Source organism: Maribacter forsetii DSM 18668, from assembly GCF_000744105.1.
Taxonomy (GTDB): Bacteria; Bacteroidota; Bacteroidia; order Flavobacteriales; family Flavobacteriaceae; genus Maribacter; species Maribacter forsetii.
Window position 1 is genome coordinate 1,287,761 of record NZ_JQLH01000001.1, and the last position, 17,613, is coordinate 1,305,373.

At 34.3% G+C, this 17,613-nt stretch carries 8 protein-coding genes; all 8 read left to right on the forward strand.

Annotated features, from left to right (window positions below):
• Positions 1–3 precede the first annotated feature (3 nt).
• Positions 4–2,331: a GH92 family glycosyl hydrolase gene (locus P177_RS05460; protein WP_036152681.1), complete on the forward strand. Its 2,328-nt coding sequence runs from the start codon at positions 4–6 to the stop codon at positions 2,329–2,331.
• Between the two features lie 36 nt (positions 2,332–2,367).
• A complete protein-coding gene (locus tag P177_RS05465) occupies positions 2,368–4,923 on the forward strand; it encodes a glycoside hydrolase family 3 protein (RefSeq protein ID WP_036152683.1) in 2,556 nt (851 codons plus the stop codon).
• Between the two features lie 2 nt (positions 4,924–4,925).
• Positions 4,926–5,990, forward strand: a complete 1,065-nt coding sequence (locus P177_RS05470) for a phosphatidylinositol-specific phospholipase C1-like protein (RefSeq protein WP_036152685.1) — start codon at positions 4,926–4,928, stop codon at positions 5,988–5,990.
• Positions 5,968–8,958, forward strand: coding sequence for a glycosyl hydrolase 115 family protein (locus P177_RS05475; RefSeq protein WP_036157869.1), 2,991 nt, complete (start codon positions 5,968–5,970; stop codon positions 8,956–8,958). Before P177_RS05470 ends, P177_RS05475 begins: the two co-directional genes overlap by 23 nt.
• The gene (locus P177_RS05480) at positions 8,913–10,808 is read left to right on the forward strand and encodes a metallophosphoesterase family protein (RefSeq protein ID WP_084684636.1); all 1,896 of its coding nucleotides are present in this window, start codon (positions 8,913–8,915) and stop codon (positions 10,806–10,808) included. The genes P177_RS05475 and P177_RS05480 overlap by 46 nt, the downstream gene beginning before the upstream one ends.
• Before the next feature lie 61 nt (positions 10,809–10,869).
• Positions 10,870–14,901, forward strand: a complete 4,032-nt coding sequence (locus tag P177_RS05485) for a hybrid sensor histidine kinase/response regulator transcription factor (protein WP_036152686.1) — start codon at positions 10,870–10,872, stop codon at positions 14,899–14,901.
• A gap of 165 nt (positions 14,902–15,066) precedes the next feature.
• The gene (locus P177_RS05490; RefSeq protein WP_036152688.1) at positions 15,067–15,945 is read left to right on the forward strand and encodes an inositol oxygenase family protein; all 879 of its coding nucleotides are present in this window, start codon (positions 15,067–15,069) and stop codon (positions 15,943–15,945) included.
• An 84-nt stretch (positions 15,946–16,029) separates the two neighbouring features.
• On the forward strand, positions 16,030–17,607 hold the full coding sequence (locus P177_RS05495) for a solute:sodium symporter family transporter (protein ID WP_036152690.1): 1,578 nt from the start codon (positions 16,030–16,032) through the stop codon (positions 17,605–17,607).
• Positions 17,608–17,613: the final 6 nt, after the last annotated feature.

Genomic DNA, 17,613 nt, shown 5'->3' on the forward strand with positions numbered 1-17,613 from the left:
TTAATGACATTTATTCAAACATATAAAAACAGCATTGCGTTTCTGGCTATTTCGCTTTTGTTTCTAGTTTCTTGTAAAGAGCAGCCTAGCACAACTAAAAAGGTTGTTGTTGAAGGAACTGATTATGCTGCTAAGGTCTATCCATTATTAGATTCAGAGAATTCAAGATGGTTTTACTTTACTTCTGCCAGTCGTCCGTTTGGTATGGTCAATTTAAGTCCAGACACGCAAATAGGAGGTGCCTGGGGTAGTGGTTATCGATATAAGACAGATACGATTAAAGGTTTTAGTCATATTCATGCTTGGCAAATGTCGGGTATTTCGGTTATGCCAGTGACCATTAATGACACAACTAAAAAAGATATTTTTAATGATTTTTATTCAAAATTTAGTCATGAAACAGAAGTAGTGACACCAGGTTATCATAAGGTTGAATTAGAGAGGTATCAAATAAAAGCGCAGCTTACCAGTACTAAAAGAGTAGGTTTTCATCACTATTCTTATCCGGATAATGAAGAGGAGAAAGGACTTCTTTTTAATTTGAATACACTTTTAGGACCAAGTAAAAACATAGATGGCTTTTTAGAGCAAATTTCTGAAAATGAACTGTCTGGTTATATAATTATGGAGTCTACACATAGAAGACCCAAACCAATGACTGCTTATTTTAAGGTGGAACTAAACACTGAAATATCTTCGTTAGATAAAGATGAGCGAACGGGTAATTATTTAATTAGTTTAGATCGAAATAAAAACGATGTGCTAATGAAAGTTGGTATTTCTTATACCTCTGTTACCAACGCTTCAATTAATATAGCATCTGAATTACCCGATTGGGACTTTAATGAAACGAGAAGCGATGCAAAGAAAGAGTGGAATAATCTGTTAAGCAGAATAGATGTAAAAGGTGGTTCTGAGCAAGATCAAAGAAGATTTTATACAGACTTATGGCACGCGTTGCAAGGACGTAGAATTATAAGTGATATTAATGGTGCTTATCCTGATAATACAGGAGATAAGTTAAGGGTTGGGCAATTGCCATTAGATGCTAAGGGTGTCCCTAAATTCAATCATTATAACTCAGATTCGTTCTGGGGTGCACAATGGACATTAAATACACTTTGGGGATTGGTGTATCCTGAAATTATGGATGAATTTTCAAATTCCTTACTTCAGTATTATAAAGATGGTGGTTTGGTGCCAAGGGGTCCGTCAGGTGGTAATTATACATATGTAATGACAGGGGCAAGCACTACACCTTTTCTGGTATCGGCAATTCAAAAAGGCATTTTGAATGATGATTTAGAAGGTGTTTATAAAGCTTTAAAGAAGAATCATATGCCTAGCGGAATTATGGGGAAATCTGGTTATGAGCACAAAACAAATGTTGGCGGTGGTTTAAAATATTATATAAATCAAGGTTATGTACCTTACCCTATTCCTGAAGGTAAATTTGGTAGCCATCAAGATGGGGCAAGTCTAACAATGGAATATGCGTATCAAGATTGGACTTTAGCTCAGTTGGCAAAAAGATTGGGGCATACAGACGATTATGATTATTTCATGAAAAGGTCTACTAACTATAAAAATGTTTTCGATACTCAAATAGGTTGGATGCGACCAAAAGATGTTGAAGGTCAATGGAAGAAGAATTATGATCCATACCAAGCAGAAAATGGATTTATAGAATCTAACGGTGCACAATCTACATGGTTTGTTCCGCATGATATCAAAGGCTTAGCCAATTTAATGGGGGGTCAAGATGCCGCAATTGAAAAGTTGAATATACAGTTTGAAACTGCTGAAACCTTAGGTTTTACGGCAGGTACCTCGCATTCGGTAGAGTTGCATCCAGAGTATAGTAGAATTCCAATCAATTTTGGTAATCAACCTTCTATACAGACGGCTTTTATTTTTAGTCAATTAAATAGACCAGATTTAACCCAACTGTGGTCAAGAAAAGTGGCAAAAACAGTTTTTGGCGGCTTATCTCCATCAACCGGTTATAACGGTGATGAAGATCAAGGGTTAATGGGCAGTCTTGCTGTTCTGATGAAAATTGGTCTTTTTCAAATGAACGGTGGTACAGAGGCTAACCCAGAGTACCAAATTGGAAGCCCCATCTTTGATGAAGTTCGTATTAAATTGAATGCTGATTATTATAATGATGGCATGTTCACCATTAAAGCGAACAATAATAATGATGCTAATTTTTATGTATCAGAAGCTGAATTTAATGGGGTGTCATTAGAAGCTAATAGCCTTAGACATGAGGACATTGTAAAAGGGGGTGAGCTGAATTTGAATATGGTAGCAAAGCCTATAAACTAGATCAAAATAATCAGAGTGTAACATAGAACTAGATTAATGAAGAGGAGATTTTTGTATTTGATAATTGTTTGCTTATTGCCTGTTTTAAGTCAAAGTCAAGATCAATGGGAGTTTCAAAATCAAAATTTACCTGTAGAAACAAGGGTGAACGATTTAATAAAGAGACTGACAATTGAAGAAAAGATATCTATGATGATATCTACTGCAGAGGCAATTCCAAGATTAGAAGTAGAGAATTATTACCATGGTAATGAAGCCTTGCACGGTGTAGTAAAAGGCGGCCGATTTACTGTTTTTCCACAAGCTGTGGCCTTAGCATCAACATGGAATCCAAATTTAATTCATCAAGTTTCAACGGCTATTTCAGATGAAGCTAGAGGTAAATGGAATTTCTATAACCAAGGCAAGGATCAAAAGAATGTGTACAGCGATTTATTGACATTTTGGTCCCCCACAATAAATATGGCTAGAGATCCACGCTGGGGTAGAACACCAGAAACTTATGGTGAAGACCCATATCTAACAAGTAGAATAGGAGTTTCTTTTGTCAAGGGATTACAGGGCGATGATGATACGTATTTAAAGGTAGTATCAACACCAAAACATTTTGTAGCCAATAACCAAGAAGAAAATAGGTTTGCCTACAATGCCAATATTTCAGAAAAGTCTTTACGAGAATATTATTTTCCTGCTTATAAAGTAGCAGTGCAAGAAGGAAACGCACAATCTATTATGAGCGCCTATAATGCTTTAAACGGTGTGCCTAGTACAGCAAATAATTGGCTCTTAAATACTGTTCTAAGAAAAGAATGGGGTTTTGAAGGTTATGTAGTGAGCGATTGTGGTGCGCCAACCTATATTCAGAAATCGCACAAGTATGTTACGACCAAAGAACAGGCTGCTAAAGTAGCTTTGGAAGGAGGGCTAGATTTGGAATGCGGAGATGATATTTATGCTGAACACTTGCTGCAGGCATATGAAAAAGGGCTGGTTTTTCAAGAAAACATAGATAAGGCAGTGAGAAGGGTCTTAACCGCTCGCTTTAAGTTAGGAATTTTTGATAGTGTTGATAATAACCCTTATGCCAAAATTTCTCCTGATGCTATTGGTTCTAAAATGCACCAAGAACTGGCATTGGAAACGTCAAGACAATCTATGGTTTTATTAAAAAACCAAAATAATATATTGCCTTTAAATGTAAAGAATATTAAAAAAATTGCGGTTGTTGGCTTTAATGCAAACCAAGTTGTTTTTGGTGATTATAGCGGTCTACCAGTTATTAAACCCATATCTCCGTTAGAAGGTATAAGAAATAAAGTTGGCGATAATGCTGAGGTTACGTACGTAAAATGGAAAACGGCAGCTAGAAATCTAAATTTAATTGAAGCCGAAAATTTGGTGAATGACCAAACTGGTGAATCTGGTTTGTACGGCGAATATTATGATGATAAATTCTTAGAGGGTACACCACAAACACGTGTAGACAAAGTAGTGAATTTTGACCCGGTTAATAACCCGCCAGATCCTTATACCAACTTCCGGCATAAATCTATGCGCTGGTCCGGATATATAACTCCTAACTTCTCAGGAGTGTATAAAATCGGAGTAAATTCTGATGATGGTGTTAGAATGTGGTTGAATGGCGAATTGGTGGTAGATGAATGGCACAATCGTGGTATGACTACCGATCAGGTAGAAATTGATATGAAGGCGGGAGAAAAATACGCCATAAAACTAGAGTACTTTGATAATGGAGGCGACGCTATTTGTCAATTGCTTTGGGAAGTGCCTACAACAACTGACGATTTATATAAAGAAGATAAACAAGTAGCCAAAGAGAGCGACTATGTCATTGCCGTAATGGGAATTAATAAATCTATAGAAAAAGAAGGTCGCGATAGAACTTCATTAAGATTGCCAGAAGATCAGGTTAATTACTTAAAAGAGATTTATGCTGAGAATAAGAATTTAATTGTTGTTTTGGTTGCAGGTAGTTCTTTGGCTATTAATTGGATGGATAAAAATGTCCCTGCAATTTTAGATGCATGGTACCCTGGTGAAGCGGGTGGTGCCGCAATTGCAGATGTGTTATTCGGCGATTATAACCCTGCGGGTAGATTACCTTTTACCTTTTATAAGTCGGTTTCAGATTTACCTGATATGGATGATTATGAGGTGTCTAATGGTAGAACGTATATGTATTTTAAGGGAGATGTATTGTATCCCTTTGGTTATGGGTTAAGTTATACCAAGTTTACATATGATAAACTAAAAGTGAAGACTACAAATGATAGTATTTTAATTTCCGCAACAATTAAAAATATTGGAAATTATAATGGCGATGAGGTGGTGCAATTATATTATACCGTAAATAATTCTACTGTAAAAAGACCGATAAAAAAATTGATAGGGTTTGAAAGAACTCAACTAGCTGTAGATGAATCTACGACTGTGCAATTTAAAGTATCTGAAAATGACCTGCAGTATTGGGATGAAAATTCTAAACAGTGGACATTTGAAAAGGGAGAGTATCAGTTTATGATAGGGGCGTCTTCTAAAGATATTCGACTTCAAACATCAAAAACCTTATAATAATGAAACAGCTCGCTACTTTATTTATAATGCTTTTAGTTTTTGTATTTGTTAGCTGTAAAAGTAACGAGGTAACACTAAACGATATTCAAATAATAGGTAGTCATAATTCATATAAAATAGCTATAGAGGGTCCTTTGTATGACTATTTGCATACCATTGAGCCAAAGCAAATGCAAAGCTTGCAATACACTCATATTTCTTTAGAGGAACAATTGAATTTAGGTTTACGAAATTTAGAATTGGACGTTTTTTATGATCCAAAGGGTGGGCATTTTTCTAAGCCTAAAGGATTAGAGATAGTAAAATCTCTTGGTCAAGAGCCTATAGCTTATGACAGGGAAGAAAAGCTAAAACAACCCGGACTAAAAATGTTTCATGTTCAAGATATTGATTTTAGAAGTCACTACCTTTTGTTTAAAGACGGATTATTGGCGTTGAGAAACTGGTCAGATAATAATCCAAATCACACACCTGTAATCATCCTTATTAATACTAAAGATCAAAAAGTACCGCAAACAAGAGAGCCATTACTGTTTGATAAGAATGCTTTAGATGCGCTTGACAGCGAAATAGAAAGTGTTTTTTCTGTAAGTAGATTACTTACTCCCGATGATGTTAGGGGCGATTTTGATTCTCTTGAAAAAGCTATTTTGACTAAAGGATGGCCAAGCTTAAACAACGTAAAAGGAAAGTTTTTATTTGTTCTGGACGAAAAGGAGGAGAGAATTAATAACTACCTATTAGGTCATGAATCGCTAAAAGGAAGAGTACTTTTTGTGAATAGTAAAGAAGGCAATCCAGAAGCAGCATTTAGAATTGTAAACAATCCTATTAAAGAGTTAGCGTATATAAAAGAACTGGTTTCCAAAGGATATATGGTTCGTACAAGGGCAGATGCCAGTACTAAAGAAGCAAGAACAAATGATTATGAAAAGTTTGAAAAAGCAAAGGCATCTGGAGCGCAAGTAATTTCTACAGATTATTATGTGCCTTCAACATTATTTGATTCTGATTATAAAGTGATTTTTGAAGATGGAACGTATGAAAAAGTTAAGAAAGAATAACCTAATTAAAAATGTAGCTGTATTGCTCTTTTGCTTTCAAGTGTCATTGTTAATAGCACAAAAGCAAACAACTTCTAATTTTACAGTTGTTGCAGAGAATACCGTAGCATCTATTTTAATCGATAAAAATGATGCAAAAGTAGTCACAATAGCGTCAGATATTTTTGCCAATGATGTTGAAAAAATTACTGGTAAAGAACCTATAATTTCCGCTAAAAATAATAAATCTACACCTACAATTATTGCTGGTACCATTGGTAAAAATAAGTGGATTGATGATATGATAGCTATAGGTAAAATTGATGTTTCTAAGATAGAGAATCAATGGGAACAATATAGTATTCAAATAGTTGAAAACCCAATATCAACTATTAAGAAGGCTTTGGTTGTTGTAGGTAGTGATAGAAGAGGTACTGCCTATGGTATACTAGAACTTTCAAGAAAAATAGGTGTTTCTCCATGGGAATGGTGGGCAGATGTTACACCAGAAAAAAAAGAGTCACTCTCAATTTCAATTACAAAAGAAGTATCAAAATCTCCTACCGTAAAATATAGAGGAGTTTTTTTAAATGACGAAGATTGGGGGTTACAGCGTTGGGCAGCTTTAAATTATGAGCCAGAAATTGGTGATATAGGTCCTAAAACATATGCAAAGGTTTTTGAATTGTTATTACGGTTAAGAGCAAATACTATTTGGCCTGCCATGCATTCAAGTACCAAACCTTTTTATTCTTATCCAGAAAACAAATTCGTTGCAGATGATTATGCTATAGTAATCGGTACATCGCATGCCGAGCCTATGCTTAGTAATATAAATACTGAATGGAAACATGACAATATGGGAGAATATCGATATGATACCAATTCAGAAACCATTAAGAGCCTATTTACTAAAAGAGTAAAAGAGACCGCAAAATTGGAAGGTATATATACCACTGGTATGCGTGGTGAGCATGACTCGCCAATGATCGTTGGCGAAGATGATACCGATGCACAGGTTAGTTTATTAGAACGTGTTATAACCGATCAGCGTGACATCTTAAAAAAGGAAACGAAGAAAGAACCAAAGAATATTCCGCAAGCTTTTGTGCCTTATAAAGAGGTGTTGAACTACTACCAAAGCGGACTGAAATTACCTGAAGATATAAGCCTTGTATGGACCGATGATAATTATGGGTATATACGTCAGTTAAGCAATCCGAAAGAACAAAAAAGGTCTGGTGGTGCGGGGGTATATTATCACACTTCTTATTGGGGAAGACCACATGATTATCTCTGGTTAAATTCAACCAACCCAGTTTTAATGTGGGAAGAAATGTCAAAAGCATACGAGTTTCAATCTCGTGATATATGGATTTTGAACTGTGGGGATATTAAACCACACGAATATAATATTGAGCTCTTTTTAGATATGGCTTGGAATATAGATGACTTTAAAGAAAGTTCGTCGATAAAAAATCATACCAAGAATTGGGCATCGCGCGAATTTGGAGAGGCATCTGCATCTAAAATTACAGATGTTCTATTTGAGAATAACCGACTGGCATATATAAGAAGACCTGAGTTTATGGCATGGAGCCAAGTTGAACCTGTGACAAAAGAAGGGGAAACGGAATTGACCCAGTACCATTATGGTGATGAAGTTTCGGGACGTATAGAAAGCTATCAAAAAATAATTGATGCTACTGAAAATATATATAATGAAATACCGGTATTTAGAAAAGATGCTTTTTATCAATTAGTCTATTACCCAGTAATTGGTGCATCAAAATTAAATCAGAAATGGTTATATAGTTTTAAGAATAAGTTCACAGCTAAGCAAGGTAGGCAGAGTGCTAATGCATTTGGAACATTATCAGAAGAAGCCTATGATCGTATTGTCAAAGAAACAGATTACTATAATACAGCGCTTAAAAATGGGAAATGGAACCATATAATGACGATGGCTCCGCGTTTTCTTCCGGTTTTTGCGCAACCGGCAACATCAAATGTTACTAATAGTGAAAAAGCTAGTCTTGGTTTAGCTTTAGAAGGCTATCAAATGGAGGTTAACGATAAGGTCATTAATAGCTATGCAGATGTGCTTCCTGTTTTTAATAGCTACACGAACAGTACTTATTTTATTGATCTTTTTGGAAATGGAAAGGGTACAGTTAATTGGGAAGCAAAACCAAAGGCAGATTGGATTCTGCTATCAGAGAGTAAAGGAATCTTAAATACTGATAGTTTAGAAAAACGAATTTGGGTAAGTATCGATTGGAGTAAAATTCCGCAAGGGGAGAATAAAAAAGAAGCTCCTTTAGGGCACGACTTTCAATTGATTCCGCCAAGTTTCAAGGTGAATAGCGCTATCGATTTTAAATCAGAGGGGAAAACTACCACCATTGGGGTATCAGCCTACAATCCTAAATTTGAAGCATTAAATAACTATAATGGTTTTGTAGAAGATAAAGGTTATGTCTCTATAAATGCAGAGAATTATACCCGAAAAAAGGATGGTAAAGAAGCAAATTGGACCTTTTTTGAAGGTATGGGGTATACCAATAAAGTAATTACCGCACTGCCTAGAACTGCAATGCCTTTAGTGGACATGGAAGAAATTAAAGCGAATAGTCCGGTTTTAGAATATGATTTTTATACTTTTAATTTTGGTGAAGTTGAGGTGAATTTACAGGCAGTGCCCACTCATGCTCCATATAATGGAATTGGTGTACGTTGTGCAGTTTCTATTGATGATGCTACACCGGTTTTTGTAGATTTTGAAACTGTAGGGCGTAGTGATGAATGGAAAGAGAATGTGCTTAAAAACGCATCGGTAAAATCTGCAAAGCAAATTGTAAATAAAGCAGGGAAACACACATTAAAAATATGGATGGTAGACCCTGGAGTAATGATAGATCAAGTGTTGATAGATTTAGGAGGATGGAAAAAGAGCTATGCGTTTCCGAAAGAAACGGTCAAAAAATAAATCAATTTAGTATAAAACAGCAGTATAGATTTCTATGTGTTGTTCTGCTATGTTTGATTTCTTCTTGTGGCAATAAAAAGGAAAAGGAATTTGAAGAAGTGAAAATTGCATTCATTGCAGATGCACATTTTCAAGATATATATGCACATTTTGAAGATGCCGATTACAAAGGAATCAAAAACCCAGAAACGGGCGACTTTGTGAATATTCGTACCATGAATGCGCAATTGCAATCGACCAGAATATTCAATGAAAACTACTTTGCATTCATTGAAGCCTTAGATGATATTGTTGTCAGAGGAATAAAATACGTAGCATTACCTGGTGATTTTAGTGATGATGGTCAACCCGTTCACGTTAAAGGTTTACGGAAGATTTTAGACAAATACTCTAAAAACCACGGGATCTTATTTTTTGCCACCACAGGTAATCATGACCCAGTAAAACCATTTACACAAGAATCTGGTAAAACAGATTTTCTGGGAGCGGGGGGTAAAGAACAAATTATAACTAGTACTGTTGAAAATATTAAGGATACTGTAGCTGGGCAGCTCACTCCAATTATAACGACTGAAATAAAAAAATGGGGTTATAAAGATATTTTAAACGAAATGTCTGCCTTTGGGTTTTATCCGCAGAAAGAATACGTGTATTGGGAAACTCCCTTTTCTAAATACAATTACGAAAACTATTCATTTGAAAAAGCAACAAATGCCTCAGCTTTAGAAAATAGAACTTATGCAATAGATGAATTTAATAAACACCCAGATGCTAGTTATTTAGTAGAGCTAAAAGGGGGTGTTTGGCTTTTGGCAATAGATGCGAATGTTTATATGCCAAATAAAGAACTATCTGCGATTTCTGAAAACGCAAAAGATTTTTCAGGTGCAAGTATTGGCTATAACAATGTTTTATTACAAAAAAGACATTTAATTACTTGGGTAAAAAAGGTTGCAGAGCAAGCAAAAGAGAAAGACAAGGTGTTGATAGCTTTTAGTCATTACCCAATGATAGATTTTAATGATGATGCTTCAAAAGAAATGAAACATTTTTTTGGAGAAGGTAAAATGCAATTGCATCGAGTACCAAATGAAGAAGTTGCAGAAACATTTGCAAATGCCGGTATACAAATACACTTTGGTGGTCATATGCATATTAATGATACAGGTGTACGAAAAAATAATAATGGCAATACATTATTCAATATACAAACACCGTCGTTAGCTGCCTATGCACCAGCTTATAAGGTGTTGACCATAAAATCTAATACGAAATTTCAAGTAGAAACTGTAGTGTTGAAATCTGTAAAAGGTTTTAATAACTTGTTCCCTTTATATAATAAAGAATATGAATATTTAAAAGAAATAGACGCTTCTACTATTTGGGACAAAGAAATTTTGTCTACCAAGAACTATAAAGAATTTACTGCTTGGCATTTAAAAGAATTGGTGCGATTACGATTTTTACCAAATGATTTTCCTGTTGATTTCTCTGAAAAATTTTTAAATAAAACAGGGGCAGAATTACTATTATCAACCACAGAGAATAAAGATAGTCTTGTGACAGAATTAGTATCTGCTCATCTAAATCTTGAAAATTTTAGAACATGGACAGGGTTTCATATGATTTATGATTTTTATAGATTAAGAAGCGCAGATGAATTGGCTTTTGACGACATTGGTAAAATTCGCTTACAGCAATATGAAATGGTCTGTAGTCAATTAAAAATAATAGATGATCCATATTTAAAAGAATGGGCAGAAATATTTGAAAAAAGTAGAAAGGGAGAACCTTCGAATCACTTTGTAATTGATTTGGAGCTAGGTGAAATAAACAGAAAATCACCTTAATTCTTTTACTTTAAGCTTTTGTACATTTATAGACAACTTAACTCAACGACTCAAACAACACATGCGAAATCTTTTTGGCATATTTTTTAGTACCATATTTTTTGTAGCTAGCTTAACTGCACAAGACATAAAATTTGAGCATTATAATGATGATAGTGGCTTGTCTCATAATGCCGTTAGGCATATAGTACAAGATAAACACGGGTTTTTATGGCTAGGCACCTTCGCCGGTTTAAATAGGTTTGATGGTTATGAATTTAAATCTTATTTAAGTTCTAGCGATATAACTAATCTGAATAATGATGATATTACAGCGTTAGTTCTAGATGAAGAATTAAATAATCTATGGATCGGTACAAGAGACGGACTTTCATTATACAATACTGGTACGCACACTTTCAACACCTATTTACCAGATGAGAATAATAAAGAAAGTCTTCCCGAAGGGGAAATAAGGTCTGTTTTTGTAGATAGGTTTAAGAGAGTTTGGGTTGGTACAAAGAATAGTGGACTCTATATATTAAACGTAGAAAGCGGCAACTTTAAAAAGGTTGAAATTGCAAATTTTAACTATATAAAAGCTATTGTTGAAGATAAGAATGGTGATTTATGGATTGGTAGTTACGAATCTGGCGGTGTCGCCAAATTAATTCTTGATGCTGAAGGTGAAATCTCCCAAAAACTAATTTATACGCTTTCAATACCTAATTCGGCTGAAAAGAATCCGTATTTAAATTTTATCTACGAAGATGCAAAATCCGATATTTTTATAGGTACTAGAGAGGGCTTGTATAAATTGAACAAAACTTCTAATGAATTTTTAAATCTAGAAATAAAGGATACAGAAATTAAGGATGGTCTAGGGCCTTATTTTCTTTCGGTTACCCAAGCAGATGATGGCAAGTATTGGGTAGGTACTTTAGGCGGACTTTTGGTTTGTAATCAATTAGAAGATATACAAAAGGGGGATTATAAGTGGTATTATTCAGTACTAACAGATGATACCTCTTTAGTAGATAACCAGGTGTCGGCATTGTTCTTTGATTCGTCTGGTGTATTGTGGATCGGTACTGAAGATGGTTTGGATAAGTACGATCCATTTGAGAATCAATTTAATAGTAATAAGGATATCTCTTTACATATAGATAATCAAGTGCCTAGAATTAGAGGTTTTAGTAAAACCTATGATGATAAAGTTATTGTTGCTACTAGGCACAACGGACTTTTTATATCAAACGAAGATGCTTTTTCACCACTGTATAACAACCAAAAAGATATTGCCAGTATTTATTCTATAGATGGCGTTACATTTTATTGTGGTTTATGGAATGGTAAACTACTGGTGTATAATTATAGGGAAAATTCCTCTAAAGTAATTTCGGTGGGATTTGAACAGTCACCAATTTTTGCTTTTGAAACCTTTTCAGAAAATCAACTTTTAATAGGATCTTTTGGTGAAGGGGTAGTGATTTTAAATACAACAAGCCTTAAGAATGAAACTGAAACAGATCAGTTTTTAAAAGGTTACCAAATAAATGAAATTGTAAAGCAAAATGATTCTAGTATTTGGTTTGCTACAGAGACAGGTTTGGTAAATTATCTTAAGGATAAAAATGTTTTTGAATACTACTCATCCACTTCTACATCAGATATTGGACTGCCTCATGATAATGTAAGCGATATCATGTTTGATAATGAGGGGCGTTTATGGGCTGCAACAAGAAAAGGTCTTAGTCTATTTGATTTCGATACTAAATGGTTTAAACCTCTGCAGGAACCAGCAGAACTTAGTGATAAGTGGATAACAGATATGCTTACTTACGCTAATGGTGATATCTGGTTTAATATGAACAGTAACAATGTTGCCAGGTTAAAATCCGATTTAAAAAATCATAACGTTTACGACGTTGAAAGTGGCAATAGATTAGATGTTTTCAGTTCCAGTGGTTTTTACAATTTCAATGATTCAAATATATTTTTAGGAGGTAAAAACGGTATTATATATTTTTCGCCTCACGCCATTAGCGAAAATAAAATTGCTAAAACTCCCATGATTACTGAGTTTAAAATTCAGAATGAGGAAATTGAACCAGGGGTTGAGATTAACGGTCAAATTCCATTAATAAAAGATATAAATGATATTAAGGATATCACTTTAGAATATAAAAACAGAAATTTTTCGCTTCAGTTCTCAGCTCCTTCTTATGTAAAGGAAAAGCTGAATAGGTTTGAGTATATGTTAGAGGGTTTTGATGAAGATTGGATTTCAACAACCAGTAATTCACGAACGGTACAGTACACCAATTTATTTCCTGGTGATTATACCTTTAAAATAAAATCAAGTAATAGCGACGGTTTTTGGAGCGATGTAAATGCTTATTATATTACTATAAAACCTCCTTTTTGGTTAACCTATCAAGCATTATTCTTATTTCTTGCCCTTTTGATTTTGATTATATACTTCATTAGAAAAGAAATGAAGAATAGACTTAGGTTGAAGCAAGAATTGGTTACTGAAAAAGTAAATAGAGAGCGTGATATTAAACTAAATAATGAAAAACTTCGCTTTTTTACCAATATATCACATGAGTTAAGAACGCCTTTAACATTGATCTTGGGACCGGCAAAACAGCTTTTGGAGGAAAGTAATGATAACAGTAGCGATTATCAGAAAAGCAGGTTCAATTTAATTCACCAAAATGCCAGTAGACTTTTGAATTTGGTAAATCAAGTTTTAGATTTTAGAAAGGCACAAACCGGGGAACTTAAGCTAAAGGTGTCCAAAACAGATATATTATTGTTCACGACCAATACTTTTGATTCCTTCAAGGAGTTTGCCTTTAACAAGCAAATTGATTTAAATATTATCAGTGAAGTAGAAAATTTATTTGGCTGGATAGACCGAGATAAGTTCGATAAGATATTATACAATTTATTGTCTAATGCCATTAAGTTTACCAACAAATATGGTCACGTGGATCTTTTTGTCAAGCTTAAGGAAAACGATAAAAATACGTTGGTTATTGAAGTAAGTGATGATGGTATCGGTATACCCCTTAAAAGTCAAGAAAAGATTTTTACCAGATTTTATCAGGCTACAAATAGTAAAGAAAACAATACGGGTTCTGGTATTGGTCTATCACTTGTAAAATCTTTGATTGAATTACATAAAGGTACTATTGTCGTTATAAGTAAACCTAATGAGGGTAGTACGTTTACAGTTGAAATTCCTATCGACCGAGAAAGCTATACTAAGAAAGAAGTATTTGAATTTATTTCAAATAAAGAGGTAGATGAGCCAGAAATATTTGTTCCTGCAAAAAGAAAGACTACAAATACAGAGATCAAGGATAAAGTTTTGGTCATTGAAGATAATATAGAACTAAGAAAATATCTTATTGACTACTTGTCTGCCTACTATAAGGTTTATGAGGCAGAAAATGGAAAAGAAGGTTTACAACTTTGTAGAAAAATTAAACCCATGTTATGTGTAGCAGATGTTATGATGCCGGTTATGGACGGTTTAGAATTTTGTAATGTATTAAAGAACGACGAATTTATAAGTCATATACCCGTAATTCTTCTCACGGCGCTTTCTGAAAATGAGGACAAGGTTAAAGGATATGATGTTGGTGCAGATTCTTATTTGGTGAAGCCTTTTGACCCTTCGTTATTAAAATCGGTGATCGTAAATACTATTAAAACACGATTAGAACTCAAAGCAAAATTTTCTAATGAAATGGAAAGTGAAGTTGGTCTGCTTACCCATTCCCCGATTGACAAAGAATTGATGGATCAAGTCACCAATATCATAGAAGAGCATATTGATGATGTTGATTTAACTACCAACTACCTTTGCCAGGAATTAGGGATGAGTTCCTCAAAACTATACCGTAAGATAAAAGAGCTAACAGATTTGGCACCAAACGAATTTATTAGAACCATTAGATTAAAGAAATCAGCACAACTGTTGAAGACTAAAAAATACAACGTTTCAGAAGTAACAGATTTAATAGGTTTTAATGATCCATTATATTTTAGCAGATGCTTTAAAAAACAATTTGGTTTTCCTCCTAGTAAATTATTGAAGTAGAATAGTTTATGTTGTTGTAGTTAGCTGTTAAATCCATATTTATGGTTGTTTTATCCATCAAATTATAATTTTTATACTATAAATTGCATATAGATAGTTTAACTGTCAAAACAACAACAACAACAACAACAAATCAACTTATTCAAAACTTTAATATCGACTTGTATGAAAAAAGCGTTGAACAACAATCAGGATCATCCTATGGATAACATTGATGATTGGGAAGATAATTTATTGGAGAGATACCCTGATCCAGAAGAGCCAACAAAAGAAAAAGAAGAGTTTAGAAATTATGTAGACTCAGAAAGGTTAGATACGGTCAAAGAATTTTATAAAATAAATCATGAATTTCAAACGTATGACTTTGTAGTTGAAAAGGAAAAGGAATTTCTACAATTCAATAAGAGAGAAATGTCGATTTGGGAAGCCGTTGATTTTCTAAATACATTGGTAGACGATAGTGACCCGGATATTGATTTAGATCAATTACAACATTTATTGCAGACTTCAGAGGCTATAAGGGCTGACGGTCATCCAGATTGGTTTGTGCTTACAGGTTTTATTCATGATCTAGGAAAAATTCTCTGCCTATTCGGTGAGCCTCAATGGGCTGTTGTGGGCGATACCTTCCCTGTTGGGTGTGCGTATTCTGATAAGATTGTATATCCAGAGTTTTTTAGTGCAAACCCAGATGCCACAAACGAAAAATACAATACAAAATATGGAGTCTACGAACCAAATTGTGGATTGGACAACGTGAAAATGAGCTGGGGGCATGATGAATATCTATACCAAATAATGAAAGATTATTTGCCCGAACCTGCGTTATATATGATTAGATATCATTCTTTTTATTCGCAACATAGAGAAAATGATTATGAACATTTAATGACGGCAAAAGATATTGAAATGTTTGAGTGGGTCAAGAAATTCAACCCTTATGATCTATACTCTAAAGCACCTGTACCGCCAGATGCGAAAAAATTACTTCCATATTATAAAAAACTGGTAGCGAAATACCTACCTGAAAAGTTGAGTTTTTAATTTTTATTTGAGTTTGGCAATGCTCTAGCATTTTTACTAGGGCATTTTTTTTGCCTTCATCTATTTATTAAACCAACTAACGATATGTATACAGCTATTACATTTATTGCTTTTACCGCTTTTGTAGCACTTTACTCATGGTATAAACTGAGAAAAGAAAAACTAGATTCAAAAGACGGTTATTTTCTTGGTGGAAGAAGTTTAACAGGCGTTGTTATTGCCGGGTCAATGTTGTTGACAAACATTTCTACCGAACATTTAATAGGTATGAACGGCTCGTCTTACAAAAACGGATTTATCATTATTGCCTGGGAAGTTACTTCGGCTTTGGCATTGGTAGTTGCGGCTATCTATTTTGTGCCAAAGTATTTAAAAATGGGTCTGACCACAATACCTGAGTATTTAGAAAAAAGGTTTGACAGTACTACCAGAACATTGGTGGCGTTATTTTTAATGGTATCATTTGTAGTAACGTTATTACCAATTGTACTTTATACCGGAGCCATAAATATTGAGAGTATATTTAATATTTCTGAAGTTCTAGATGTAACCAAAGAAGAAGGCCTTTGGGTGACAGTAGTTTGTATTGGGGTTTTAGGATCTGTTTATGCCATATTTGGAGGTTTAAAAGCTGTAGCTATTTCAGATACGATTAACGGGTATGGATTATTGATCGGTGGTTTGGCAATACCTATAATTGCACTGGTAAGTATTGGTGATGGCAATCCTTTAGAAGGTTTGTCTACAGTGTTTAACCATAGTCCAGAAAAATTTAATGTCATTGGAGCTAAGGATTCTGTTTTGCCATTTGAAGTGCTTTTTACGGGTTTGATCATTAATCAATTATATTTTTGGAGTATGAATCAAACCATTATTCAACGAGCACTTGGTGCCAAGAATTTGGTAGAGGCTCAAAAGGGGCTTCTCTTTACGGGAGTTTTAAAAATTTTAGTACCTATAATTATTATACTTCCAGGTGTAATTGCCTTTTATTACTTTGGTGATTCCCTTTATGACAATCAAGACATGATTTATCCTGAGCTTGTTAAAAAGGTGTTACCCATTGGTTTTGTCGGGGTATTTGCAGCCATAATTATGGGTGCTGTACTAAGTACTTTTAATAGTGTTTTAAATAGTGCTGCCACCATATTTAGTATAGATGTTTTTAAAAGACATTTTGGTAAAAATGCAAGTGATAAAAAGTTGGTAAGAGTAGGCAAATTGACGTCAACTATACTTGCGGTATTTGCCATTTTGGTAGCGCCAATGGTAGCCAATGCACCAGACGGTCTTTACCAACTTTTACAACAGCTTAATGGTATTTTCTTTATACCCATAGCATCTATAATGCTGGCAGGGTTTTTCTTAAAAAAGATATCGGCCACAGCAGCTAAAGTAGCCTTGCTCGTAGGCTTGTTGTTTTATATTTTAACAACCTTTATATTTAAAGTAGACATTCATTTTGTGCATATATGGGGAATAGAATTTGTGTTGAATATGTTGGTAATGTTTATAGTTTCTTACTTCTACCCGAACAAGAAAGCTATTAAAGAAGAAGCACATGATTTTGTAGAGATGAAAGAATGGAAGTACACAAAACCAATGGCAATAATTTTGTGTATTATTACAATTGTAATTTATGTGCTATTGGGCACAAATTAAGACTTT

Coding starts and splice junctions, on each gene's coding strand:
- P177_RS05470 (WP_036152685.1), top strand. CDS start 4,926: ATGAAACAGCTCGCTACTTTATTTATAATGCTTTTAGTTTTTGTATTT.
- P177_RS05475 (WP_036157869.1), top strand. CDS start 5,968: ATGAAAAAGTTAAGAAAGAATAACCTAATTAAAAATGTAGCTGTATTG.
- P177_RS05480 (WP_084684636.1), top strand. CDS start 8,913: ATGGAAAAAGAGCTATGCGTTTCCGAAAGAAACGGTCAAAAAATAAAT.
- P177_RS05495 (WP_036152690.1), top strand. CDS start 16,030: ATGTATACAGCTATTACATTTATTGCTTTTACCGCTTTTGTAGCACTT.
- P177_RS05490 (WP_036152688.1), top strand. CDS start 15,067: ATGAAAAAAGCGTTGAACAACAATCAGGATCATCCTATGGATAACATT.
- P177_RS05465 (WP_036152683.1), top strand. CDS start 2,368: ATGAAGAGGAGATTTTTGTATTTGATAATTGTTTGCTTATTGCCTGTT.
- P177_RS05460 (WP_036152681.1), top strand. CDS start 4: ATGACATTTATTCAAACATATAAAAACAGCATTGCGTTTCTGGCTATT.
- P177_RS05485 (WP_036152686.1), top strand. CDS start 10,870: ATGCGAAATCTTTTTGGCATATTTTTTAGTACCATATTTTTTGTAGCT.